This window comes from Arthrobacter sp. NPDC057388, assembly GCF_042668165.1.
GTDB lineage: Bacteria > Actinomycetota > Actinomycetes > Actinomycetales > Micrococcaceae > Arthrobacter.
The window spans coordinates 92,849-114,235 of record NZ_JBHVBL010000005.1 but is presented as its reverse complement, the minus strand read 5'-3'; the positions used below and the strand labels follow the sequence as shown (position 1 = coordinate 114,235).

20 protein-coding genes are annotated in these 21,387 nt (G+C 68.3%); 13 read left to right on the top strand and 7 right to left on the bottom strand.

Features of this window, described 5'->3' with window-relative positions:
* Positions 1–1,140 (bottom strand): EAL domain-containing protein, encoded by a 1,140-nt coding sequence (locus ACFUTU_RS04245; protein WP_377961017.1) that lies wholly within the window; start codon positions 1,138–1,140, stop codon positions 1–3.
* A gap of 155 nt (positions 1,141–1,295) precedes the next feature.
* Here ACFUTU_RS04245 and ACFUTU_RS04240 point away from each other — a divergent pair, with 155 nt between their 5' ends.
* The 3 genes from ACFUTU_RS04240 (at position 1,296) to ACFUTU_RS04230 (ending at position 3,342) form a co-directional block, all read left to right on the top strand.
* Positions 1,296–1,715, top strand: coding sequence for a YidH family protein (locus tag ACFUTU_RS04240; RefSeq protein ID WP_377961015.1), 420 nt, complete (start codon positions 1,296–1,298; stop codon positions 1,713–1,715).
* A gap of 13 nt (positions 1,716–1,728) precedes the next feature.
* A complete protein-coding gene (locus ACFUTU_RS04235; protein ID WP_377961013.1) occupies positions 1,729–2,097 on the top strand; it encodes a DUF202 domain-containing protein in 369 nt (122 codons plus the stop codon).
* A gap of 210 nt (positions 2,098–2,307) precedes the next feature.
* A complete protein-coding gene (locus ACFUTU_RS04230) occupies positions 2,308–3,342 on the top strand; it encodes a hypothetical protein (protein ID WP_377961010.1) in 1,035 nt (344 codons plus the stop codon).
* Between the two features lie 36 nt (positions 3,343–3,378).
* Here ACFUTU_RS04230 and ACFUTU_RS04225 read toward each other — a convergent pair whose 3' ends face one another.
* Entirely contained in the window at positions 3,379–4,830 is a 1,452-nt protein-coding gene (locus ACFUTU_RS04225) for an MFS transporter (RefSeq protein ID WP_377961008.1), read from the bottom strand.
* A 97-nt stretch (positions 4,831–4,927) separates the two neighbouring features.
* Between ACFUTU_RS04225 and ACFUTU_RS04220 the strand changes: the two genes are divergently transcribed.
* The 4 genes from ACFUTU_RS04220 (at position 4,928) to ACFUTU_RS04205 (ending at position 8,999) form a co-directional block, all read left to right on the top strand.
* A complete protein-coding gene (locus ACFUTU_RS04220) occupies positions 4,928–5,311 on the top strand; it encodes a MarR family winged helix-turn-helix transcriptional regulator (RefSeq protein WP_377961005.1) in 384 nt (127 codons plus the stop codon).
* Between the two features lie 129 nt (positions 5,312–5,440).
* Positions 5,441–5,935, top strand: coding sequence for a MarR family winged helix-turn-helix transcriptional regulator (locus ACFUTU_RS04215; RefSeq protein ID WP_377961003.1), 495 nt, complete (start codon positions 5,441–5,443; stop codon positions 5,933–5,935).
* Positions 5,936–6,037: 102 nt separating this feature from the next.
* Positions 6,038–6,451: a hypothetical protein gene (locus ACFUTU_RS04210; protein WP_377961001.1), complete on the top strand. Its 414-nt coding sequence runs from the start codon at positions 6,038–6,040 to the stop codon at positions 6,449–6,451.
* Positions 6,452–6,650: 199 nt separating this feature from the next.
* Positions 6,651–8,999: a multicopper oxidase domain-containing protein gene (locus ACFUTU_RS04205; RefSeq protein ID WP_377960998.1), complete on the top strand. Its 2,349-nt coding sequence runs from the start codon at positions 6,651–6,653 to the stop codon at positions 8,997–8,999.
* Between the two features lie 243 nt (positions 9,000–9,242).
* Here ACFUTU_RS04205 and ACFUTU_RS04200 read toward each other — a convergent pair whose 3' ends face one another.
* Together ACFUTU_RS04200 and ACFUTU_RS04195 are read right to left on the bottom strand one after the other, a co-directional pair.
* Positions 9,243–9,899, bottom strand: a complete 657-nt coding sequence (locus ACFUTU_RS04200) for a class I SAM-dependent methyltransferase (protein ID WP_377960996.1) — start codon at positions 9,897–9,899, stop codon at positions 9,243–9,245.
* Positions 9,900–9,904: 5 nt separating this feature from the next.
* The gene (locus tag ACFUTU_RS04195) at positions 9,905–11,176 is read right to left on the bottom strand and encodes a glycosyltransferase (RefSeq protein ID WP_377960993.1); all 1,272 of its coding nucleotides are present in this window, start codon (positions 11,174–11,176) and stop codon (positions 9,905–9,907) included.
* A 610-nt stretch (positions 11,177–11,786) separates the two neighbouring features.
* Here ACFUTU_RS04195 and ACFUTU_RS04190 point away from each other — a divergent pair.
* The 4 genes from ACFUTU_RS04190 (at position 11,787) to ACFUTU_RS04175 (ending at position 15,777) form a co-directional block, all read left to right on the top strand.
* Complete coding sequence (locus ACFUTU_RS04190; RefSeq protein ID WP_377961128.1) at positions 11,787–13,856, top strand: copper-translocating P-type ATPase; 2,070 nt, start codon at positions 11,787–11,789, stop codon at positions 13,854–13,856.
* 112 nt (positions 13,857–13,968) lie between these two features.
* Entirely contained in the window at positions 13,969–14,427 is a 459-nt protein-coding gene (locus ACFUTU_RS04185) for a hypothetical protein (protein ID WP_377960990.1), read from the top strand.
* A gap of 140 nt (positions 14,428–14,567) precedes the next feature.
* Entirely contained in the window at positions 14,568–15,227 is a 660-nt protein-coding gene (locus ACFUTU_RS04180) for a DUF305 domain-containing protein (protein ID WP_377960987.1), read from the top strand.
* 139 nt (positions 15,228–15,366) lie between these two features.
* Positions 15,367–15,777, top strand: a complete 411-nt coding sequence (locus ACFUTU_RS04175) for a four-helix bundle copper-binding protein (protein ID WP_377960985.1) — start codon at positions 15,367–15,369, stop codon at positions 15,775–15,777.
* Between the two features lie 6 nt (positions 15,778–15,783).
* On the opposite strand, the gene ACFUTU_RS04170 is transcribed toward ACFUTU_RS04175, so the two are convergent.
* Positions 15,784–16,521, bottom strand: a complete 738-nt coding sequence (locus ACFUTU_RS04170; protein ID WP_377960982.1) for a GAF and ANTAR domain-containing protein — start codon at positions 16,519–16,521, stop codon at positions 15,784–15,786.
* 233 nt (positions 16,522–16,754) lie between these two features.
* Entirely contained in the window at positions 16,755–18,425 is a 1,671-nt protein-coding gene (locus ACFUTU_RS04165) for an FAD-dependent oxidoreductase (RefSeq protein WP_377960980.1), read from the bottom strand.
* A 98-nt stretch (positions 18,426–18,523) separates the two neighbouring features.
* On the opposite strand from ACFUTU_RS04165, the gene ACFUTU_RS04160 reads away from it, so the two are divergent.
* Together ACFUTU_RS04160 and ACFUTU_RS04155 are read left to right on the top strand one after the other, a co-directional pair.
* The gene (locus ACFUTU_RS04160; RefSeq protein WP_377960977.1) at positions 18,524–19,120 is read left to right on the top strand and encodes a helix-turn-helix domain-containing protein; all 597 of its coding nucleotides are present in this window, start codon (positions 18,524–18,526) and stop codon (positions 19,118–19,120) included.
* Between the two features lie 365 nt (positions 19,121–19,485).
* Positions 19,486–20,406 (top strand): trypsin-like serine protease, encoded by a 921-nt coding sequence (locus ACFUTU_RS04155; protein ID WP_377960974.1) that lies wholly within the window; start codon positions 19,486–19,488, stop codon positions 20,404–20,406.
* Between the two features lie 90 nt (positions 20,407–20,496).
* Here the strand turns inward: ACFUTU_RS04155 and ACFUTU_RS04150 are convergent, their stop codons facing one another.
* A complete protein-coding gene (locus tag ACFUTU_RS04150; RefSeq protein WP_377961125.1) occupies positions 20,497–21,306 on the bottom strand; it encodes an SGNH/GDSL hydrolase family protein in 810 nt (269 codons plus the stop codon).
* Between the last annotated feature and the right edge of the window lie 81 nt (positions 21,307–21,387).

Here is a 21,387-nt window from a genome sequence, read left to right as displayed (position 1 = left end):
CTAATGCGGGTGGCCGTTCAGCTGCGGCGGCCCCGCCGCGTGCCTCCCGTGTGCGCTCTGGGCGCCGGGCGCGGCGGGGCCGGCCCAGCTGGCCCATTCCTTCACGCTGATGGTGGGCCGTCCCAGCAGGTGCCCCTGGCCGGCGGCCACCGACAGCCTGGTCAGGACCGCAAGTTCCGCTGTGGTTTCAATTCCGACGGCGGCCAGCGACGCTCCCGTCCGGCGTCCGAATTCGACAAGGTCGGCCACCAGGTACTGGCGGCTGGGGTCGGCGTCGATATCCGCCACCAGGCTGCGGTTCATCTTGATGACGTCCGGCTGGAGGGAGCGGATGTGGCGCATGGAGGCGGCGTCCGCGCCCGCCTCCTCCACCGCCAGTCCCATGCCGTAACTTCGCAGCATCTTAAGGACGTCCAGCAAGGGGTCGAGTTCGCCGGACTGCAGTGGCTCCGTGAGTTCCAGCATGATCCGGGCGGGGTCCAGGGGGGAGTGCTCCAGGAACCCGGGCAGGCGGGGATCCAGGCACACGGCCGGGGAGAGGTTCAGGGCCACCCCCAGATGGCGCGGCAGATCCTGCGCTGCGGCCACCGCCGCCTGCAGCGCCGAGAACTCCAGGTCCGCGCCGAGCCCGACGGCGGCGGCGTTCCGGAACCAGGCTCCCGCGTCGTCGCCGTCTTCCTCCCAGAGGAAACGGGTCAGGGCTTCCGCGCCGATGACGCCGCCGCGGCCCAGATCATGGATCGGCTGGAAGGCCGTCACGAGCATGCCGCCGTGCAGGATGGCCTCAATGGCGGCCTTGCCCTGGCCTACGGCGCTGTTCTGAACGCTGCGCTGCGTCCCGTTCTGCATCCCGGCCGGGCGGCGTTCCGCAGTCCGCCCGCTGCCCTTGAGTCCGCTTCCCGCTTGCCGCGTCAGCGCACGGGTGAAGACCAGGTGCTCGTGGAGTGCCGCTTCCGGGTTTCCGGGATGGGCCGCCACATGTTCCCGCAGCCGCTCGCGGGCCGCGGCCCCCTCGGGATCCGTCCCGGCCAGGACCGCATCGATGATCTCGAAGGCCTGCTCGCGCACCAGTGGTGCCTCTGAGCCTGGATAATCATCCCCCGGCCAGCTGGCTTCGTCGGGGAAGGGCGAATCAACCAATGGGCACTCCTCTGGTTCCGGCCTTGCGGCCGACGTGTGGGATTCCTGCCGTCGGCACGCAGTCCTCCGGCATCGCCCCTGGACGCATCATAAGCGCGCGTCAACGGTCTTTACCCATGTGTGACAAGAATTTCACGAATTTGTAAACAACAGGCTTGGCTAGACTGTTGACCGTGCCGTCCACCCCGCCTTCACCAACCGGACCTGACCCCCACAGGGGCAGGCTGGCTGAGAGACTCCTGCCCGGGGGCACCGAACCGGACCCGCGGTTTACGCTGGCCAACGAGCGGACGTTCCTGGCGTGGATCCGCACGTCCCTGGCGCTCCTGGCCGGCGGCATTGCCGTGGAGGCCTTCACCACGGATGTCTTCCCCGAACCCGTCCGCCGCGGGCTGGCGGTCCTGCTCCTGCTCCTGGGGATGCTGCTCAGCGCAGGGTCTGCCGTCCGCTGGCTGCGGGTGGAGAGCAGCCTGCGCTCCAACCGTCCCCTGCCGCTGCCGCTGATCGGTCCGCTGCTCGCCGCAGGCTGCGCCGTCGCGGCAGGCGTGGTGATCGCCGTCGTCGTTCTTGCGTGAAACCTTCTGAGCCATGACCGGAAACCCTGCCCCCGCTCCCCTGCCGGACAAGCGCCCGTCCGACGGCGGCACCCTCCATGGCGATCCGGGGCTGCAGCCCGAGCGCACAGCGCTCGCCTGGGGCCGGACGGTGCTGACCCTGGTCGCCGCGAGCGCCGTCTGCCTGCGGTGGATGCCGGAACAGGGGCCGTTCGTTCTGGCCATGTTCGGGCTGACGGTCGCTGCCGGCGGCGGCATCTACCTCACCCAGCGGCGGCGCTATGGGCGCAGCGTCGAGGGTATCCGGGCGGGGCGCCTGCTGCCGGACATCGCAGCCATCCTCTGGACCGCCGGCGCCTCCGTTGCCCTGGGGGCGATCGGCATCTGGCTGGTGCTGTCCTGACCCGGGAGCCCCGGGCTTCCGTTTCCCAAGCTGCCCCATGGTTATTCCAAGGGGGAGGTCTGAGACTTCGAGTGGGGCGGCGGTGGTTTGCTAGCCCACTCCACCGCCAGCCTCGCCAAGCGTGGTTCCTGTTCTACACTCAGAAGTAGACACGCCGGGTGTGCCCAAAGTAGTGCACACCGCACCTCCACGAAGGGAGGCGCACCCCCAATGCGTCGCAATCGTGTTATTGCCGGAACCGCCGCAGTCCTCCTGGGCGCTACCGGCCTTTGGGCCGCGTCCCTCGCCACCGGCGGCGGGGACACCCCCGGACCGGGACCGCAACCCACCACGACCGTCGCCGCACCGCCCCAGGGCGCCACGCGCGGGCCTGACATCAGGATTGCCGCTGTGGGCGACATGAACGGCCCGGGAACGCGGGACCCGAAGAGCGCATCCGGGCGGAACGGTGCCGCGATCGCCAGGCTCGTGCGGACGAACCAGATTGACGCCTTTATGGGGCTCGGGGACTTCCAGTACGACACCGCACGCTGCGCTGACTACGTGAAGTACTGGACGCCGCTGTGGGGCGGCACGAAAAGCAAGCTGTACTGGGTTTCCGCGCCCAACCATGACTGGCAGCCCGGGCGGAACGAGGACCTCGACAACTTCATGAACGGCCAGTGCAAGGGAGCCCCCGCGAAGGCTGCCATCAACCAGCTGCGCGGGTTCATCGGGAACGGGCAGCCCTATTCGAAGGACTTCGGGACCTGGCACTTCGCGTTCCTGTCCTCCGCGTACTGGCGGTACGACCCCGCACGTGCCCGGCAGCTGACGGTGTGGCTGGACAGAGACCTGGCCGCCGCCAGGGCGAAGGGCAGGCACCTGGCCGTGGTCTACCACGAACCGTATTTCACCTCGAACACCAGCGAACACGGGCGGGCCGCTGACCACAAACCGTGGATCGATGTGATGTACAAGCACCGCGTGCGGCTCACCCTGTCCGGGTCACAGCACAACTACGAACGCTCATGCCCGGTGAACAACAGGGACAAGTGCGTCAGGGACGGGATGACGGCGTTCCAGGTGTCCACCGGAGGCATCGGTCTCCGGTCCTTCACAAGCAAGCCGTCCTACATTGCCAAGCGGTTCAGTGACACCCACGGCTTCCTCCGGCTGACCCTCCATGGCAACGGGTCCTTCGACTGGAAGTTCGTTCCGACGTCGGGGAAGAGCACCGACGCGGGAAAGCGCCCGGCGCCGTAGCAGCGCCGGGCACTTGCCCGGGTTAGGCAGCCAGGGTCAGGCAGCCAGGGCGACCGGCCGCCGTCGTGCAGGTGTTGCGGCAACCAGCAGCGCGGCGATCGCGACGGCGGCACTGAGCACGAGCCCCGGCCGGTACTGCTCAAGCATGGCGGCCGCGCCGGGGACGGGGCCGCCGTCGGAATGCCCGCCGCTGACCAGCGCGGTGGTGACTGCCAGGACCAGGGCCGCCCCCACCTGGGTGCTGGTCTGGATGAGCCCGGCGGCCAGGCCCTGCTCGGAGTCCTTGATGCCCGCCGTGGCCTGGACGTTGATGGACGGGAAGGCGAGGGCAAAGCCGATGCCCAGCAGGATGATCGAGGGCAGGATGTCCAGGACGTAGTTGGGCGTGGTGCCCACCCGGAGGAACAGCACGTAGCCGAGGCCCAGGGAAACCAGCCCGGTCAGGATCAGCTTGGTGGCGCCGAAGATGTTGATCAGGCGGTCGGCGAACGGCGCGCTGGTGGCCACGATCAGTCCGGTCGGGAGCAGGGCGAGGGCCATGGACAGCGGGCTCCATCCCAGGACGGACTGCAGGAAGAGCGTCACGATGAACTGGAAGCTCAGGTAGGAGCCGAACAGCCCGACAGCGCTGAGGTTGGCCCGCGCCACCCAGCCCTCGCGCAGGATGCCGAAGCGGATGAGCGGGTGCCTGACCTTGTTCTCGATCACGGCGAAGGTTGCCAGCACGGCGGCCGAGATGATGAATCCGGCGATTGTTGCCACAGATCCCCAGCCCTGCTCCGGTGCGGACACCAGCGTGTACACGAGCCCCAGCATGCCCAGCGCCAGGGTGACGGCGCCCCAGATGTCATGCCCGCTGTCCGTGGCATCCGGCGTGTCACGCGGAATGAAGCGGTAGCCCAGGATGACGACCAGCACGGCGATGGGCACGGACACCAGGAACGTCCAGCGCCAGCTCAGGCTGGTCATGAGGCCGCCGACGACGAGCCCCAGTGAGAAGCCGCTGGCACCGAAGGTGGTGAAGATGGACAGGGCCTTGTTGCGGTGGCGGCCCTCGGCAAAGTTGGTGGTGATGATGGAAAAGCCAGTGGGGGCGGTGAAGGCGGCGGCGAGGCCCTTCACGAACCGGGTGGCGATGAGGATGGCGGGGTCGTTGACGAGTCCGCCCAGCAGGGAGGCGGCCGCGAAGACCGAGAGTGCGATGAGGAAGATGCGCCGGCGGCCCAGGAGGTCCGCGAGCCGGCCGCCCAGGAGCAGGAGGCTGCCGTAGCCGAGGACGTACGCGGAGACGATCCACTGCAGGGAGTCCGTGCCGAGGTTCAGCTCGTGCCCGATGGACGGCAGGGCCACGCCCACCATCGATACGTCCAGCCCGTCGAGGGCCAGGACGGTGCAGACCACCATCAGCAGGAGCCACTGGGCGCGGGTCCAGCGGACAGCCGTGGCTATTGGTCCGGAACTTCGTTCGAGGGTGCTTGGTGAGGTCATGTTTCAGAATCTATATGACGCGTCATCCAATGACAAGGAATATGACGTGGAATATTATGACGTGGACTTGACTATCGTTTTCGCCTAGAATCGGTGCATGGCATCGACGACGGACCGCCTGCTGGTTGAGCAATGGCGCAGCATCCAGGACGCATACGTCCGCACTTCGTGCGCGCTGGGCCGCACCCTGGAGGCCAAGTTCAGCATCGGCTTGAACGAGTTCGAGATCCTGGACCTGGTGGCGGAAGACACCAAGTCCTCCTGCCTGATGAAGGACCTCGGCGAACGGACCCCCATGAGCCAGAGCGCCGTCTCCAAGGTGGTGGACCGGCTGGAGAAGGCCGGGCTGCTGACCCGCCAGTCCTGCGCCCACGACCGCCGCTCCCTCTATCTGGAGCTGACCGAGGCGGGCCGGAAGCTGCACCGGGCTGCCGCCGTCGAACACCGCGCGCTCCTGAAGGAAAACCTGCCCGCGTCCTAAACTGCCTGCCTGGCGCCACCGCGATGGGCACCCTGCCCGACAGCGGTGCCCGCAGGCTTCGCAGGCGTCCCTGTACCCTAAGATAGATACCTAGACAATCAAGATGTACGTCTATCGAAGGATCGCGGAATGCAGGGGCCCAAAAACAAAGGCTACTGGTACGAACAAGACACCGAGCGCCAGACCGGGGCGGTCGGCGTGCTCAACGCTCTGCGGGATTACCGCGCATCGGAGGCCGCGATGCGGCGCCGCACCCGCACAGCCATGGGCATGGGCGAAACAGATCTCCTGGCCCTGCGGTACCTCCTTCAGGCAGAAGCCGCCGGCAAGTCGGTAGGCCCCAAGGAACTGGGGGCACGCCTGGGCGTCACCTCGGCGTCCACCACCACACTCGTGGACCGGCTCGTCAAGAGCGGGCACGTGCGCCGCGAACCGCACCCCACCGACCGCCGCGCACTCATCCTCCGCCCAACGAAGGGGTCGGATGACGAAGTCCGGCACACCCTGGGACTCATGCACAGGCGCATGATGGACGTGGCCTCCTCCCTGTCGGCCGATGAAGCGCGGGTGATCGTCGATTTCCTGCATCGCATGCAGGACGCCGTGGACGGGATCGACTCCTGAACCCCGGCCGCGAAACAGAAGAGTGGACTTCCACTTCCCGGACGTATATAACTAGTTAGGCGAGATACATTTATTTCTAACTAGTTGCATCGAGGCACATTGATGACCGCAGTACTGGAGCCCGAAGACACCCGAACGGCCGCCCTTGCCCCCGGCGGGTCATCCTTGGATGGCCCCGTTACTGACCCTGCCGTGCCTGTGCACTGCGGCACCGGAATGGTTCTGGGCTATGTCCCCGCCGGCCCCCGGCTGCCATGGAGCGTGGAGGAGCCTGCCCAGGCGGAGTGGGCCTGCCGCTGCGGTTTCCGGATGGCGGCGGCCACCACCGAAGCAACTGATCCTTTAAGTGCCGTACGGCTGATGTCCGCCCGGCTGGAAACAGTCCAGTGGGAGCTCGACCATGCCCAGGAGCTGCTGGCTGAGGCTGTGCGGAAGGCCGCCCGTTTCGGGGCAACACCCGGCGCCCTTCGGGAGGCAGCCAACTTGGAGGACGCGGAGCTCGACGCCCTGCTCTGAGGCCCCGCCCTTCCCGCCCTTCCCGCCCTCAGCAGGGCGGGGCGGGCCGAAGGCGACGGGCATGTCAGGACATAAAGGAACCCCAAGATTTTCGTAGCCTACGGCAACCAGCATGAGTGCTGTCTGTAAGCGCAATTGGGGGCGACATGGACCTGTGTTCCGCATCTATTCACGGTCTCCACGACACAGGAGGCCGGCAATGGCAGTCTTCGATATCCACGTCAACGACGGGTTTGTTCCGATGGTGGACGGCTCGCTGGTTTATCACCGGGGTTTCGGGGACCGGCGCACCGCGGTCAACGATCCGAGGCCGGCGCTGGCGCTGAGCCCGAAGGTCATCACCGCCAACGGGCGGGTGGTGGCCAGCCGGACGTATCCGCTGGGTGCACCGCTGCCGCCCCACGGCAGGCCAACCCCGCTCCGGCCGGATCCCGCCCAAGCCCGGCAGTTCCTTGCAAGGCGGGCATACTGGGCGAGTTTCTTCCCGCTCCGGACGCTCATCGCCGAGACCGGCAGCACCATCGAAATCATGCTGCACAACAACCTGGCACAGCCGCATGAGATCCGGTTCCACCGCGCCGGGGCCGGCGGGACCGACGCCGGATCCGGCCCGGTGGCACCGGGGAAAGCGAAGCTGCTGCGCTTTCGCGCACCGGCGCCCGGGACGTACCTGTACACGGATCCGGGCAACCGGACGGTGGAACGGACCCTTGGCCTGTACGGGGCCCTGGTGGTGATCGACCCGCGCAACGCCTGGCGGCTTGCACCAGGGGCGGCTGAGTTCGAACGCCAGTGGCTGTGGCTCTGCCACGACGTGGACTCGAACTGGGCCCGCATCGCCTCACGGGGGCAGACCGTGGATCCGGTGGCGACGCCGGCGGTGCCCAACTACTTCACGATCAACGGATACTCGGGCTTCCAGTCCCTGGCCGTGACCACAGATCTGGCCTTCAACGACCGGCGGCACCAGGACACCCTGCCCTCCGGCCACCCCCGCGAGACCGACGTGCGCAACTTCAGCGCCTCACCGTCTGCCGGGGCAATCCGCACCGGGCACCTCATGCGGATGCTCAACGCCGGCATCGTGGACCACCAGCTTCACTACCACGGCAACCACGTCTGGACCGTGCGGGCAAACGGCATCGACTTCCCCCGCTCCCACGGCCGCGTGTCACCGCAGGGCGACGTGCAGCTCCAGCAGTGGGAGGACACCATCCAGCTGCAGCCCATGGAACGCAAGGAAGCGATGCTCCCGGTCCGCAGGGCGCCGGATGTGGTGGACCAGGTGTGGAACGCGAGGACCGAGGACTGGACCTATCCGATGCACTGCCACGCGGAGCCATCCCAGACGGCACGCGGCGGGCTCTACCCGGGCGGGCTAGTTGCCGACTGGGTACTCGCCGCCCAACCCGACCCTGCCAAGGGGACGCCGCCCACAGCCGCCGAGCCCCACCACACGTACAGGAGCCAGGTGGACTTCGCTTCAGACCAGCCCCACGAGGGCAGCCCGGAAACCCAGTTCCCGCTGAAACCGGATGTCTTCATCGAACTGGACTTCTTCAACAGGAAGTTCACCTTCCCCGACCGTTCCGAGCACGAGATGTGGAGCTTCGAGGGCAACAAGTTCGGCCGCCAGGTTCCGGCGACCACGGTAAGGATGCAGGAAGGCCAGCTCTTCCAGGCCACGCTGAAGCCCAACAAGAGGGTGCACACGATCCACTGGCACGGCATTGAACCGGACCCGCGCAACGACGGCGTGGGCCACACGTCCTTCGAGGTTTCGGGGCACTACACGTACCAATGGCGGCCGGACATGGCCGAACACGGCAACCCGAACCGCGGCGGGGCCGGGACCTACTTCTACCACTGCCATGTCAACACCCCGCTCCACGTCCAGATGGGCATGGTCGGGCCGATCGTCGTCGACCCGCCCGCGAATCCGGCCATGCCCGCACCGCCCGGCACCCGGCGCCATTCGTTCGAAGGCCCGCTGTATGACATCGCCACGGAGACCCTGATCGCCCCCTACTCCCTTGATCCGCGGTGGCACGAGCTGAACCATGCTGCCGGGCTCAACGGCGAGGATGCCGGGCTGAACCGGTTCGAGCCCAGGCACTTCTTCCTGCTCGGCGGCAACATCCCCACCCGGCCAAGCGGCGACGACATCGTCTGGGCCATCTCGCAGATGCGGGCCAACGTGGCCAGGAACGGCAAACATCCGACGCTGATCCGTTATCTCAACGTGGACTACTTCCCCACGCTGACCCACATCACCGACGCCGCCGGCAGGCCCGCCAGGATCGCGGAACTGATCGCGCACGACGGCCGGCCTTTCTGGAACACGCCGAACCCCGCAGGGCCGGCCGTGCAGCCCTCGATCGCGGGCCAGCCGCTGCTGACCGACGTCATCAGGTCCGGTGCCGCCGAGAAGTTCGACTACCTCCTGCACCCTCCGGCTCCGGGGAAGTACACCATCACCGTCCAGTTCCTGCACTGGCTCACGTCGAAGGTGCTCGCCACCCGGACGGTCACCGTCAACGCCGGCTGATCCGGACTTCGACAGGCTCAATCACCGGGTTGAGCCTGTCGAACCCCGCCGATTTACCCAAAAGGGCCGCCTGGCTTTCCGGATTTACCCAAAAGGGCCGCCTGACTTTCCCGATTTACCCAAAAGGGCCGCCTAACTCCCCTGCTGGGCGGCCTTTTTTGGCGAAAGGGCCGGAACGGCAGGCCCAAGCATGGCAGGCCCAAGGGCCGCCTCAGTCACGGGTCGCATGGCCCAAGGGCCGCCTCAGTCACGGGTCGCATGCCCCAGGATGTGGTCTACAGGCGGGGTCAGCGACTGGACGGCGAACCCGAACCGCTGGTTGTCCTGGACCGTGAATCCGGCCGCGGCGATGGCGCCGAGGGTGTCCCGGTTGGGGTGGCATCCCCCGGCCAGGCGCTGCCACGCGGGAGTCAGCAGGTCCTCGACGGCGGCCGCAACCCGCCGCTCGGAGCGGACGTGCTCGTAGTAGGCAAGGGTCCCGCCCGGCCGGAGGACGCGCCGGATCTCCGCGAGCGCGGCGGCCTGGTCGGCCACACTGCACAGCACGAGGCTGGCGACGACGGCGTCCGCACTGCCGTCGTCGGCCGGGATGTGCTCGGCTGCAGCGGGCACCACCGTCACCGGCACGGCGGACGTGGCGGCACGTTTCAGGGCAAGGCTTCTGAGGTAGTCGTCGGGCTCCAGGGCCAGAACACGCGTGACCGCCAGCGGGTAGAGCCGGAAGGCCGACCCGTCCCCGGCGCCGATCTCGATGACCGTCCCGTGCAGGCCTGCCAGAATGCGGCGCCGGTGCTCGGTGGCACCGCGGGCGTTCATCCGCCCGACCGCACGTGCGTAGGCGCGGGCGAAGCGCGGATGCTGGAGATGCTTCAGCTGGGCCTCGCCGTCCAGGTCCTCCATGCTGTTCACCCCTTCCGGAGCATCGCTTCCATCTCGTCGATGAGGCCGTCCACACCGGGCGAAGCCTTGATGGCGGCACCGATCCGCCGGCTCGCTGCCCGGTAGCGGCCGTCGGCCAGGACCTCCCGCACGGCATCCCGGATGGCTTCCGGGGTGGGCCGTCCCGTTTTGAGATTGATTCCAACGCCGGCCCAGGCCACCCGGGCGGCGCCCTCCGGTTTGTCCTCGGTATCACCCGCGACGATGATGGGGACGCCGTACTCCATGGCGTAGTGCAGTCCGCCGTACCCGCCGTTCGTGATGTAAACGGCAACCTCGGGCATCAGTTCGGCATCGGGCAGGAACTCGGCGGCGCGGGCATTGGCCGGGAGCGGAGGAAGGGCCGACAGTGGGCGGCGCCCGGTGCTGACGACGACGGTGACGTCCTCCTCCGCAAGGGCCTCCAAGGTTGGGCCGACCAGGACGGTGAAATCCTCGTTGGAGACGGTCCCCTGCGTCACGTAAACCACCGGGCGGGAGCCGTCCAGGTCGCCCCACCAGTCAGGCTTCGGCGTCACGGAGGCGGAGGCGGCGTGCCGGGCCATGGGCCCGAAGAAGCGGAGGTTTGCCGGGGCGTCGGAGCGCGGGTACTCGAACTCCTCCACGGTGAACTGGGCAAAGAGATCGGCCTTGCGGGGCCAGTCGAGGAAGAAGTCGCCGTTCAGGCCCACTCCGCCCAGTTCGCGCATCCGCTGGTCCACCTGCCGCTGCGTGTCTTTCAGCGCCACGTTGGCCACCATCCAGTTCAAGGCCCGGTTCCGCAGCCGGGACAAGGGTCCGCTTCCGGGCGGCAGCCCGAGCCCGAAGGGGGCGCAGTCGCGGCTGGACAGGGTCACGGGCAGGATGCCGCAGGCGATGACCGGCGGGCGCCCCGCCCGGGGCTGCCGCGCCAAGATGGATGCGGCCATGAAGCTGATCTCGGCCAGGACGGCGTCCGTGGGTTCCGCGGCGATGGCCTCAGTCAGCGGCAGGTACTGCCCACGGGCAGGGTCCAGGACCAGCACCTTGATACCGTCCCGGATCGCCTGCAGCCCGGACGCGTTGCTGTTCTGCGGCTGCTCGTCAGCGCCTGGCCCCAGCGGCAGGAACTCCGCACCGCTGGCCTTCACCGCGTCCTCGTACCTGGGGCCGGTCAGGAACCGCACCCGGTGACCGCGGCCCACCAGCTGCCGGGCCACCCCAAGCATCGGGGAAACGTGTCCGTCATGGGGGCCGCTGCAGACGATGACTGAAGCCATGGGTGGAGCTTAGGCCCTGCGGCGGGTCAGGGGTAGAGGCGATCCTTTTAGCCTGGCTGGGCAAATAATGTGAAAACGCTCCCTCAGCTTTAGTCGCCTCCCGCCCGACCCTCCCTCAGCTTTAGTCGCCTCCCGCCCGACCCTCCCCCAGCTTTAGTCGCCTCCCGCCCGACCCTCCCTCAGCTTTAGTCGCCTCCCGCCCGACCCTCCCCCAGCTTTAGTCGCCTCCCGCCCGACGCTCCCTCAGCTTTAGTGAGGAAGCGTTGACGTATGAGCGACAGGACCTGAGGAAGCGTTGACGTATGAGCGACAGGACCTGAGGACGCGTAGGCGTGTGAGCGACAGGACCTGGGGACGCGTTGACGTATGAGCGACGGGACCTGAGGACGCGTCGGGAATGGTTGACAGAGATACCCCCCGGGGGTATATTTTCGGTGTTGTCAGTGAAGTGGTATGTCCAGGGGACTACCTCCCCGTCACAGCCGTTCAACCCCAGCGCACCCATCCGCCACCTTTGGAATGGAGCTGACAAATCATGGAAGAGCACACCTCACATCACTCCCCGCACACGGTAACCACCGGCGACGCGGGCCACAGCGCAACTGCCGCCATGGCACCTGCCAAAGCTGCCGGCGTCGGGCAAGGCCAGCATGCGGGACACGACGCGCACGATGACCACGTGGTCCACACCCACGGCCAGCACGCCGGGCACAGCACCGCGATGTTCAAGAACCGGTTCTGGCTGACCCTGGCGCTGTCCGTTCCCGTGGTCTATTTCAGCCCGATGTTCAGCCACCTGCTCGGCTACATGCCGCCGCAGTTCCCTGGCTCGGAATGGATCCCGCCGGTCCTGGGCACCGTCATCTTCCTCTACGGCGGCCAGCCCTTCCTCCGCGGCGGCCTGAATGAGCTGAAGGCCCGCCGCCCGGGCATGATGCTGCTGATCGGCATGGCCATCAGCGTGGCGTTCGTTGCTTCCTGGGTGACCAGCCTGGGCATCGGCGGCTTCGACCTCGACTTCTGGTGGGAGCTGGCCCTGCTGGTGGCCATCATGCTCCTGGGCCACTGGATCGAAATGCGGGCCCTCGGCTCGGCACAGGGTGCGCTTGACGCGCTGGCCGCGCTGCTGCCGGACGAAGCCGAGCGCATCACCGGCGCCGGCACCGAAACGGTCAGCGTCTCCGAGCTCCGCGCCGGGGACCTGGTGCTGGTCCGCTCCGGCGCGCGGATGCCCGCGGACGGCACGGTGACCGAGGGTCAGGCCGAGTTCGACGAATCAATGATTACCGGCGAATCCAAGACGGTGCCCCGCTCCCCCGGAGACGCGGTCATCGCCGGGACCGTTGCCACCGACAACTCGGTCCGGGTCCGCATCACGGCGGTCGGGGACGACACCGCGCTGGCGGGCATCCAGCGGCTGGTGACCGAGGCCCAGGCGTCCTCGTCCAGGGCGCAGGCCCTCGCCGACAGGGCCGCGGCCTTCCTCTTCTACTTCGCCGCCGGCGCCGGCGTCATCACCTTCATCGTCTGGACCCTGCTGGGCAGCGTCCCGGAGGCGGTCACCCGCACGGTCACCGTCCTGGTCATCGCCTGCCCGCACGCCCTGGGCCTGGCCATCCCGCTGGTCATTGCCATCTCCACCGAACAGGCCGCCCGGGCCGGCGTGCTGATCAAGAACCGGATGGCGCTGGAGCGGATGCGGACCGTCGACGTCGTTCTGTTCGACAAGACCGGCACCCTCACCAAAGGTGAGCCGGAAGTGCGGGACATTGCAGCTGCCGACGGCGTGGGCCCGGCAGATCTGCTGGCGCTGGCTGCCGCCGTGGAAGCGGACAGCGAACACCCCGTGGCGCGTGCGATCGTACGGGCGGCCAGCGCACAGGGCCTTTCCGTTCCTTCCGCCACGGGATTCAGCTCGATGACGGGCCGGGGCGTGAGTGCGACGGTGGACGGCCGGACGGTGCAGGTGGGCGGGCCTTCCCTGCTGCGGGAACTCGGGGCCACCGAACCGCCCGAATTGGCCGCCACCACCGGAGCCTGGATGGACCGCGGCGCCGCCGTACTGCACGTGCTGGCGGACGGGCAGGTGCTGGGCGCCGTCAGCCTCGAAGATGCCGTCCGGAGTGAATCGCGGCAGGCCGTCGCGGCGCTGCAGGACCGCGGCATCACGGTGGCCATGGTCACCGGCGATGCCCGGCAGGTGGCACATGCGGTGGCGTCCGAGCTGAACATCGACGAGGTCTTCGCGGAGGTCCTGCCCGCGGACAAGGACAAGAAGGTGACCGAACTGCAGAACCGCGGCCTGAAGGTGGCGATGGTGGGCGACGGCGTCAACGACTCCCCTGCCCTGGCCCGGGCCGAGGTGGGGATCGCCATCGGTGCCGGAACCGACGTCGCCATGGAATCGGCCGGCGTGGTGCTGGCCGGGAACGACCCCCGCGCCGTGCTCTCCATGGTTGACCTGTCCCGCGCGAGCTACCGGAAGATGTGGCAGAACCTGGTGTGGGCCACGGGCTACAACATCATCTCCGTCCCGCTGGCGGCGGGCGTCCTCGCCTTCGCCGGCATCATGCTCTCCCCCGCGGCCGGTGCCGTGCTGATGTCGGTGTCCACCATCGTCGTCGCCCTTAACGCCCAGCTGCTGCGCCGGGTCAAACTGAACCCGGCGCAGCAGCGGTGAACCCGGACCACGTAATCATCCCCGCCCGGCTGCCCTTGGCCGGATACCCTTAAGGGACATACCCCCAGCCAACTGCTCCGGACACTGATCCGGCACGGAAGGAGGACCCGCCATGGCTGCAGACCGCGTCCTGGCCACGGCGTTCCTGCGCCGTGCCGGAATGTTGTCCCTGGTGCTCGCCCTGATCTCCGGCATCTTCGGCATGCACGTCATGGTCGGCCACCACCTCATGCACGGCCAGGCCGGGGCGGTGACGGCCGTATCCGGCGGCCCTTCGCAGCACTCGCATGCGCCAGGCGAAGCCCACGTCACCGCGGCTGCCCGCCCGGGCGTGGTTGACGAAATCTCGGCGAGCTCCGGATGCCCGGCCGGGGACTGCAGCGGCACCCAGGCGATGACCGTCTCCTGCATCCCCTCCGGAAAAACCGGCACCCTGGCCGCGCCGGTGCCGGGAACGGCAGTGCTTGCCGCAGCTCCCGTCCGCGCCGGTCCGGCGGGACCGGTGAGCGGGCGCAGCGCCCACCGGCCGGACACACCAACACCCTGCGAACTGTCCATCAGCCGGACGTAAAACCGGGCCTGCCGGGAGTGTCCCGGCACCACAAGCACGACGGCGGGCTGTTGCCCGTCGCGTCCGGCGCGCCAGTGGCGCGCCTTCCCACCTTTTTTCGGCGCCCGACGCCGACTGGATGCTTGAAGGACCTGGTTTACATGAACAAGAAGTTTCTGACCCTTTCCACCGCCGCCGTCGCAGCGGCGATCACCCTGGCCGGCTGCGGCGGCGGATCCGGCAGTGGCACCGCCACAAACGGGACCGCATCGGCGCCGGCCAGCGCGTCCGCTCCCGCCAGCACGCCGTCCGGCACCGCAACCCCGGCCGCCGCCGAACACAACGCGGCCGACACGATGTTCGCCCAGATGATGATCCCCCACCACGCCCAGGCCGTGGAGATGAGCGACATGATGCTCGCGAAGAAGGACATCCCGGCGGAGGTCACGGCCCTCGCCGAGAAGATCAAGGCCGCCCAGGCGCCGGAAATCGAAATGATGACCGGCTGGCTCAGGAGCTGGAACGAACCCACGGCAGCGGCCGGCGGCCACGACATGTCCACCCACGGCTCAGGCATGGGCTCCGGCATGGGCGGCATGATGAGCGACGGCGACATGAAGAAACTGGACGCCGCCCAGGGCACCGAAGCCGCGAAGCTGTTCCTGACCCAGATGACGGCCCACCACCAGGGCGCCATCATGATGGCCAAGACCGAGGAAGGCAGCGGACAGAACCCCGACGCGGTCGCCCTGGCGAAGGCCATCGTCACGGCGCAGCAGAAGGAGATCCAGGAGATGAAGGACCTGCTGGCCACACTCTGACCCGCGTCCCCGCGGCAATCCCGCCGGCACCGGCTGCCAAACGCGGCCGGTGCCGGCCCGGGACCGTGGTTTCCTGCCCCGGGTAGGTCTATGGTGGCGCCATAAGCGGCAGGCAGGACACCACCGACAGGAGCAGACCATGACCCACCACATCACCGCGATGCTCAATGCCCACCCCGGAGGCATCGGGTCCGAGGACAAGCAGATGCTGGCCACGTGCATCGCGGCCTGCCTGCAGTGTGCGCAGACCTGTACGGCCTGCGCCGATTCCTGCCTTGCCGAGAACACGGTGGCCGACCTCACCAGGTGCATCCGGACCGACCTCGACTGCGCAGACATCTGCACAGTGACCGGCGCCGTGCTGACCCGGCAGACCGGCGACAGCTCCGCGATCGCCCGGTCCATGCTCGAGGCGTGCCGGACCGCCTGCGCCGTGTGCGCTGCGGAATGCGAAAAACACGCGCACATGCATGAGCACTGCAGGCTCTGCGCCGAGGCCTGCCGCCGCTGTGAGGACGCCTGCACCGAGTTGCTCGAGTCCCTCAGCTAGGCACGTTCAGTCCTCGAAGTGGGTTACCGTCGCCGGCGTCCCGGAGAACCCGGCGACAATCTCCTCGGCCAGGTCATGCAGTTTCTGGTTGCGCGTGCTGGAGGTGCGCCGGAGGATGTCAAAGGCTGCGTCGTGCGAGCAGTGGTTCTGGGCCATGATGATGCCGCACGCCAGATCAATCGCGGTCCGGCTTTCCATGGCGGCCCTGAGGTTCTCGGCGAGCTGGTCGGCGGCGGCGATCCGCAGGGCCAGGTTCAGGGCCTGCCCGGCCATGACGGCGAAGTTCTCGGCGTCAGCGATGACGTCCTCGGTGAACAGGCCGGTGGCGGGGGCAAAAAAGTTCAGCACCGCCGCGGCATTCGGCCCCAGCTTGAGGGGGATGCCCAGAACGCTCCGGCATCCTGCCGCCTCGAGGCTCTCCCGGTATAGCGGCCAGCGCGGGTCGGTGGCGACGTCGGCCAGGAGCACCGGGCTCCCCGTCCGGAGCGCATCCTCACAGGGACCCTGGCCCAGGTGCTGTTCGATTTCGTCCAGCACTACCGCCTGGTCGCTGCTGCCCGCGATCGACGCGCTGCGCTTGCGCCGGTTCAGCGTCACGGCGCACTCAATCCGGATGCCGGCGGAACGGGTCATCATGGCGGCAGCGAAGCCGGTCATGCCGTCCAGGAATCCCTTGATGTCCTCGGTACTGGTGATCAGCGCATGCAGCTGCTCAAAATCGTCCGACTGGTCAACGGTACTCATAACCTCACAGATTAAAAGCAGCGGCATCTTCGAACAAGACCGCCTCCGCGCGGTGAGGGCCGGACCGGACCCGGAAGACCTGGGGGGAGTGCTTTCGGGCCCGGCGTTCCCGCCCGGAGTAGCGGTGAAGTGCCCGGCGGCCGGGACTGTTCCAGATTGCCCGTCCCGGGTTGGGAAAAGTTGGTGGCCGGACGGACACCGGTCGCGTCCGGCCACCCAATGTGGGGGTGGGGTTACGGGCGCCGGCGGGCACGGACAACGACGTCGTGCAAGGTCACCTCTCGTCCGCGGTGGCTGCCCGTGGTCCTGCTGGCCTCGTCGGCCGTGAGCACGTCCCAAATGGCAGGGTCGAGCCGGGCCACGATTTCCGCGGCGGTAATGGTCGCCTTCGCTGGCGGATGGTCCTCGCGCGCCCCGCCGTGGCCTTGGCCGTGCCCGTGGCCGTCGCCGTCGCCGCCGCCGCCGCCGTGGCCGTCCCGGTGTCCGTGGCCGTGGCCGACGACGAGCAGGGTTCCGCCCGGTGCCACCCAGGAGGCGATCCGTTCATAGAAGTCGAGCTGGGGCATCGCCGGATGGGCGTAGTGCGTGGTCACGAGGTCGAATGCACGGCCCGGATCCCAGGTTTCCAGGTCGGCTTCGACCCACCGCACGCGCTCGGCCACCCCCGCGGCTGCTGCGCCAGAGACACTGGTGCGGGCACGGTCCAGGGCGGCCGCCGAGATGTCGGCGGCCGTCACCTGCCAGCCCCGGGACGCCAGCCAGACCGGCTCGTTGCCCGCGCCGCAGCCCGCGTCCAGCGCCGAACCGGGGCTCAGGTCACCGGCTTCGCGGACCAGATGGGGGTTCACCGGGTTCTGGTCCTGGCCGGCCCCGCCCTGCCAGTGCTGCTCCCAGAACTCCCTGTCGAAGGCGTGCGCCGGCGGCCGGCCGTCACCGTGGCCCGCCGGTGAACCGGCTGACCCGGTGACGTGTCCGGCAACGGCCCGGTCGGCGTCGTCCATCACCATGGCAGCGTTGATGTGCTGGGCTGCCCGGGCTCCGGCCGCTGCGGCGGCGCCGACCTGGGCGCTCAGGTCCGATGAGTTCCCGGCTGCCCACACCCCGGGCACCGAAGTGGAACCGAACTCGTCAGTCTCGATGAACGCACCGGCCGGGTGCTCGGTGTCCTGGATGCCGATGCCGGCAAACAGCCCGGAGCGGGCCACCATGCGCGGCGCCACCACGACGGCTTCGACGTCCACCAGCGTCCCGTCAGCCAGGAGAACTCCCTCGATCCTGTCGTTTCGGACCTCGACGGCGGCAACGCCGCCGGTGATGACAGCGATGCCCAGCGCGTCCAACCTGGCCCGCTCGCCGTCGTCGAGCCCGTGGTCCTGGGCGAAGAAGGTGACGTGCTCACTGAGCTGCCGGAACAGGAGTGCCTGGTGGACCGACATGGGTCCGGACGCGACCACCCCGATCCGGCGGCCCCGGACCTCCCAGCCGTGGCAGTACGGGCAGTGCAGGACGTCCCGGCCCCAGCGCTCGCGGACGCCGGGGATGTCCGGCAACTCATCGACCAGTCCGGTGGCGATCAGCAGCCGGCGCCCGTGCAGCACCTCTCCGCCGCGGAGGCCGACGGCGAACCCGTCCGGCGTGCGCGACACCTCGACGGCCTCCCCCTGGATGACGTCGGCGCCGTAGCCGCGTGCCTCATCGCGGCCGCGCGACAGCAGCTCCAGCGGGCTCATTCCGTCGCGGCCCAGCAGTCCGTGGACGCCGTCGGCCGGCGCGTTGCGCGGGGTTCCGGCGTCGACCACCGCCACGCTCCGGCGCGACCGCGCGAGCATCATCGCCGCGCTCAGCCCCGCCGCTCCCCCGCCGACAATAACGACGTCCCGCGTCCCTTTTAACCCGTTGTCCATGTATTCCTCCAGGTGCTCCGTTCCTGCGCTTATTGACAATAATTCCCGTTTACCGCCAGAATCAGCAAAGAAATTTGCCAAATGGAAAAGGAGGTCCGATGGACTCCATCAGCCGGACGCTCGACGCCCTGGGGCCGCGCCTGAAGCGCCTGCGGCAGCGGCGCGATCTGTCGCTCACTGACCTCGCGGCGGAAACGGGCATTTCGGTCAGCACCCTGTCACGACTCGAGGCCGGGCTCCGCCGCCCCACGCTTGAACAGCTGCTCCCTCTGGCGCGGGCGCACGGCGTGACCATCGACGAGCTGGTCGATGCCCCCGCCACCGGCAACCCGCGCATCAATCTGCGCCCCATCCCCTCCGGCGACGGCTCGGTCATCCTCCCCCTGACGCGCCGGGCCGGCGGCATCCAGGCGTACAAAATCGTCAAGCCGGCCGGCGACGACAACGCCGAGCCCGAACTCCGCACGCACGAAGGGTACGACTGGGTCTACGTTCTCAACGGGACACTCCGCCTGGTCCTCGCCGAGCACGACCTGCTGCTCAAGCCCGGCGAGGCGGCGGAGTTCGACACCCGGACCCCGCACTGGTTTGGCGCCACCAGCGCCGGTCCCGTGGAGTTCCTCAGCCTCTTCGGCCGGCAGGGCGAAAAGGCCCACCTCCGCGCGGCACCACGGGACCCGAAGGCGAGCGACTGAAGACCGGCGGCACCTTCACGTCACCTCACCGGCGCCGCTCCCCTCGCCGGGCGGAGTTTTTGTCCATTTGTCACGGCTTCGGTGGCCTCCAACCCCCATTATCTGTACAAAAACTCCGGCCTGGTGGGGCCGCGGCATGCCGGAGGTTAGCTCAGGACTTCAGCAGCAATCGATCAAGAATCACGAAAGAAAAAAGCTCGAACGGCTGATTCCCGGGGGCCGCCGCAAATTCTCCGGAAAACGGGGTCGCCCACGGGTGGTACCTTAAGTCACCGTCCCACTCCGCGGGCCGGTTCAACTCTTGGCGCTGCCGCACACCCCAACGTGCGCTGCCGGCGCCCGTGCAACAGGAAGCTGGGGCTTGCATGCGCTTTTTGAAGAAACTGCGGTTTGGAAAGAAACTGCGCGCCGGAAGCGGCGCGCTGGCGGTTGCCGCAACGCTGGCTGTGACGACGGCGGTTCCCGCCAGCGCGATCACCGGCGATTATGCCAAGGACAATGAGCATCCGTTCGTCGGGCTGGTCGTTTTCTACGGACCCGACGGCGGGTTCCACCACAGGTGCTCGGGCGCCCTGCTGACGCCGACCGTTTTCCTGACCGCCGGGCACTGCACCGCCGGCGTCTCCTCGGCACGGGTCTACTTCCAGCAGGACGCCGGCGTGGACTGGAGCCCGCAGACCGGGACGGATCCGGACACAGGCTACCCGGGCGCCTGCGCGGAGGGAACGCAGGGAACCCTCTGTGCCACCTCCCACGAGATGTACAACTACGGCTACACCAGCATGGCGGCGGTGCCCGAGACCAAGGACGCCGGCCTGGTGATCCTGGACCAGCCCATCGCGCTGGACGAGTACGCCCAGCTCGCCGCGCCCGGGACCCTCGACGCGCTGGCCACCAGGCGCGGGCAGCAGGAAACCACCTTCACCTCCAGCGGCTACGGAATTTCCGCGGCCGGCCCGGGAGGCGAAACCTCATTCCGGGAACGCCTCATGGCGCAGTCCAAGCTGACCAACTTAACCAGCGCCAGCACCGACGGCTACAACGTCCAGACCAACGGCAACGGCAAAGGCTTCGGCGGCACCTGCACCGCCGACTCCGGCGGCCCGCTGTTCTACGGCACGGCGGAGTCCAACGTCATCACCGGCATCACGTCGTTCAACCACAACCGCTACTGCAAGGGGACGAACTTCTCCTACCGCACCGACCGGCAGGACGTGATCAACTGGATCGAGGCCACCACCGGGCCGGAGTTCCACAACATCGCCTTCGCGCCGGCCGCCGGCTGACCTTTCCGGAGCAATCCTGCCCCGGGCAAAACCAAGCGTACGACGGCGGGTGGCCACCCGCCGTCGTACACCACGCCACGCCAGGCGAACCTATGCCAGGAACTCCGCGGCCACCTTGGCCGCCGCCGTCCGCACCGCGTAAACCGGGGCGAAGGCGGGCCGCTTCGGCAGCAGGGGCGCCGGCGCCGGGTGCTCCATACCGGGCAGGGCAAGGCGCTGCATGGCGATCCGCTGCCACGCCCACGGCAGGAAGTAGTTCCGGGCCCAGGCGAGGTCCCCGGCCCGCGCGTCGCGCCAGTTGCTGCGCGGCAATGCCTTCGGTTCCAGCGCCTGCAGCGAGTGCTCCACCTGAAGGGTGTCCAGCACCTGCATGGCGATGGTGTGATGGCCCAGCGGCGAGAAGTGCAGCCGGTCCGGGTCCCACATCCGCGGCTCCCTGAGTTCCCGCATGGTCCAGAGGTCCACCAGCAGACAGTCATGCGCGGCGGCCACCACCCGGATGTTCTCGTTGAAGATGGCAACCCTGGAACGGCTCCGTCCCAGGAACGGCGTGTGCCGCCAGTCCGGCCCGGCGAACAGCATGATCGTGGCGTCGGTTTGACTCAGCCGCTCCACGCCGGCCTCGAGGTTGGCCGCCAGCTTGTCCGGGTCGGTCCGGTGGAACACCATGTCATTGCCGCCGGCCGAGAGCGTGATCAGGTCCGGCTTCAGCTCCAGTGCCGGCTCCGTCTGCTGATCGAGAATCTGGTCCAAAAGCAGGCCACGGATGGCCAGGTTGGCGTAGGCAAAGTCTTTCCGCTCCGCGCTGAGCTCCTCTGCCACCCGGTCCGCCCAGCCCCGGAGCCCTCCGGCGCAGCGTTCCTCGGGGTCACCGACGCCCTCGGTGAACGAATCTCCCATTGCCACATACCGGCTCCAGGGGTGTGGGGCCGTTGCGTCCGCAGCGGAGTTCCGGGGTCCAAAGTGGCCGATGTGTTTCAT

Coding starts and splice junctions, on each gene's coding strand:
- ACFUTU_RS04235 (WP_377961013.1), top strand. CDS start 1,729: ATGACCGGAAACCCTGCCCCCGCTCCCCTGCCGGACAAGCGCCCGTCC.
- ACFUTU_RS04230 (WP_377961010.1), top strand. CDS start 2,308: ATGCGTCGCAATCGTGTTATTGCCGGAACCGCCGCAGTCCTCCTGGGC.
- ACFUTU_RS04225 (WP_377961008.1), bottom strand. CDS start 4,830: ATGACCTCACCAAGCACCCTCGAACGAAGTTCCGGACCAATAGCCACG.
- ACFUTU_RS04220 (WP_377961005.1), top strand. CDS start 4,928: ATGGCATCGACGACGGACCGCCTGCTGGTTGAGCAATGGCGCAGCATC.
- ACFUTU_RS04215 (WP_377961003.1), top strand. CDS start 5,441: ATGCAGGGGCCCAAAAACAAAGGCTACTGGTACGAACAAGACACCGAG.
- ACFUTU_RS04210 (WP_377961001.1), top strand. CDS start 6,038: ATGACCGCAGTACTGGAGCCCGAAGACACCCGAACGGCCGCCCTTGCC.
- ACFUTU_RS04205 (WP_377960998.1), top strand. CDS start 6,651: ATGGCAGTCTTCGATATCCACGTCAACGACGGGTTTGTTCCGATGGTG.
- ACFUTU_RS04200 (WP_377960996.1), bottom strand. CDS start 9,899: ATGGAGGACCTGGACGGCGAGGCCCAGCTGAAGCATCTCCAGCATCCG.
- ACFUTU_RS04195 (WP_377960993.1), bottom strand. CDS start 11,176: ATGGCTTCAGTCATCGTCTGCAGCGGCCCCCATGACGGACACGTTTCC.
- ACFUTU_RS04190 (WP_377961128.1), top strand. CDS start 11,787: ATGGCACCTGCCAAAGCTGCCGGCGTCGGGCAAGGCCAGCATGCGGGA.
- ACFUTU_RS04185 (WP_377960990.1), top strand. CDS start 13,969: ATGGCTGCAGACCGCGTCCTGGCCACGGCGTTCCTGCGCCGTGCCGGA.
- ACFUTU_RS04180 (WP_377960987.1), top strand. CDS start 14,568: ATGAACAAGAAGTTTCTGACCCTTTCCACCGCCGCCGTCGCAGCGGCG.
- ACFUTU_RS04175 (WP_377960985.1), top strand. CDS start 15,367: ATGACCCACCACATCACCGCGATGCTCAATGCCCACCCCGGAGGCATC.
- ACFUTU_RS04170 (WP_377960982.1), bottom strand. CDS start 16,521: ATGAGTACCGTTGACCAGTCGGACGATTTTGAGCAGCTGCATGCGCTG.
- ACFUTU_RS04165 (WP_377960980.1), bottom strand. CDS start 18,425: ATGGACAACGGGTTAAAAGGGACGCGGGACGTCGTTATTGTCGGCGGG.
- ACFUTU_RS04160 (WP_377960977.1), top strand. CDS start 18,524: ATGGACTCCATCAGCCGGACGCTCGACGCCCTGGGGCCGCGCCTGAAG.
- ACFUTU_RS04155 (WP_377960974.1), top strand. CDS start 19,486: ATGCGCTTTTTGAAGAAACTGCGGTTTGGAAAGAAACTGCGCGCCGGA.
- ACFUTU_RS04150 (WP_377961125.1), bottom strand. CDS start 21,306: ATGGGAGATTCGTTCACCGAGGGCGTCGGTGACCCCGAGGAACGCTGC.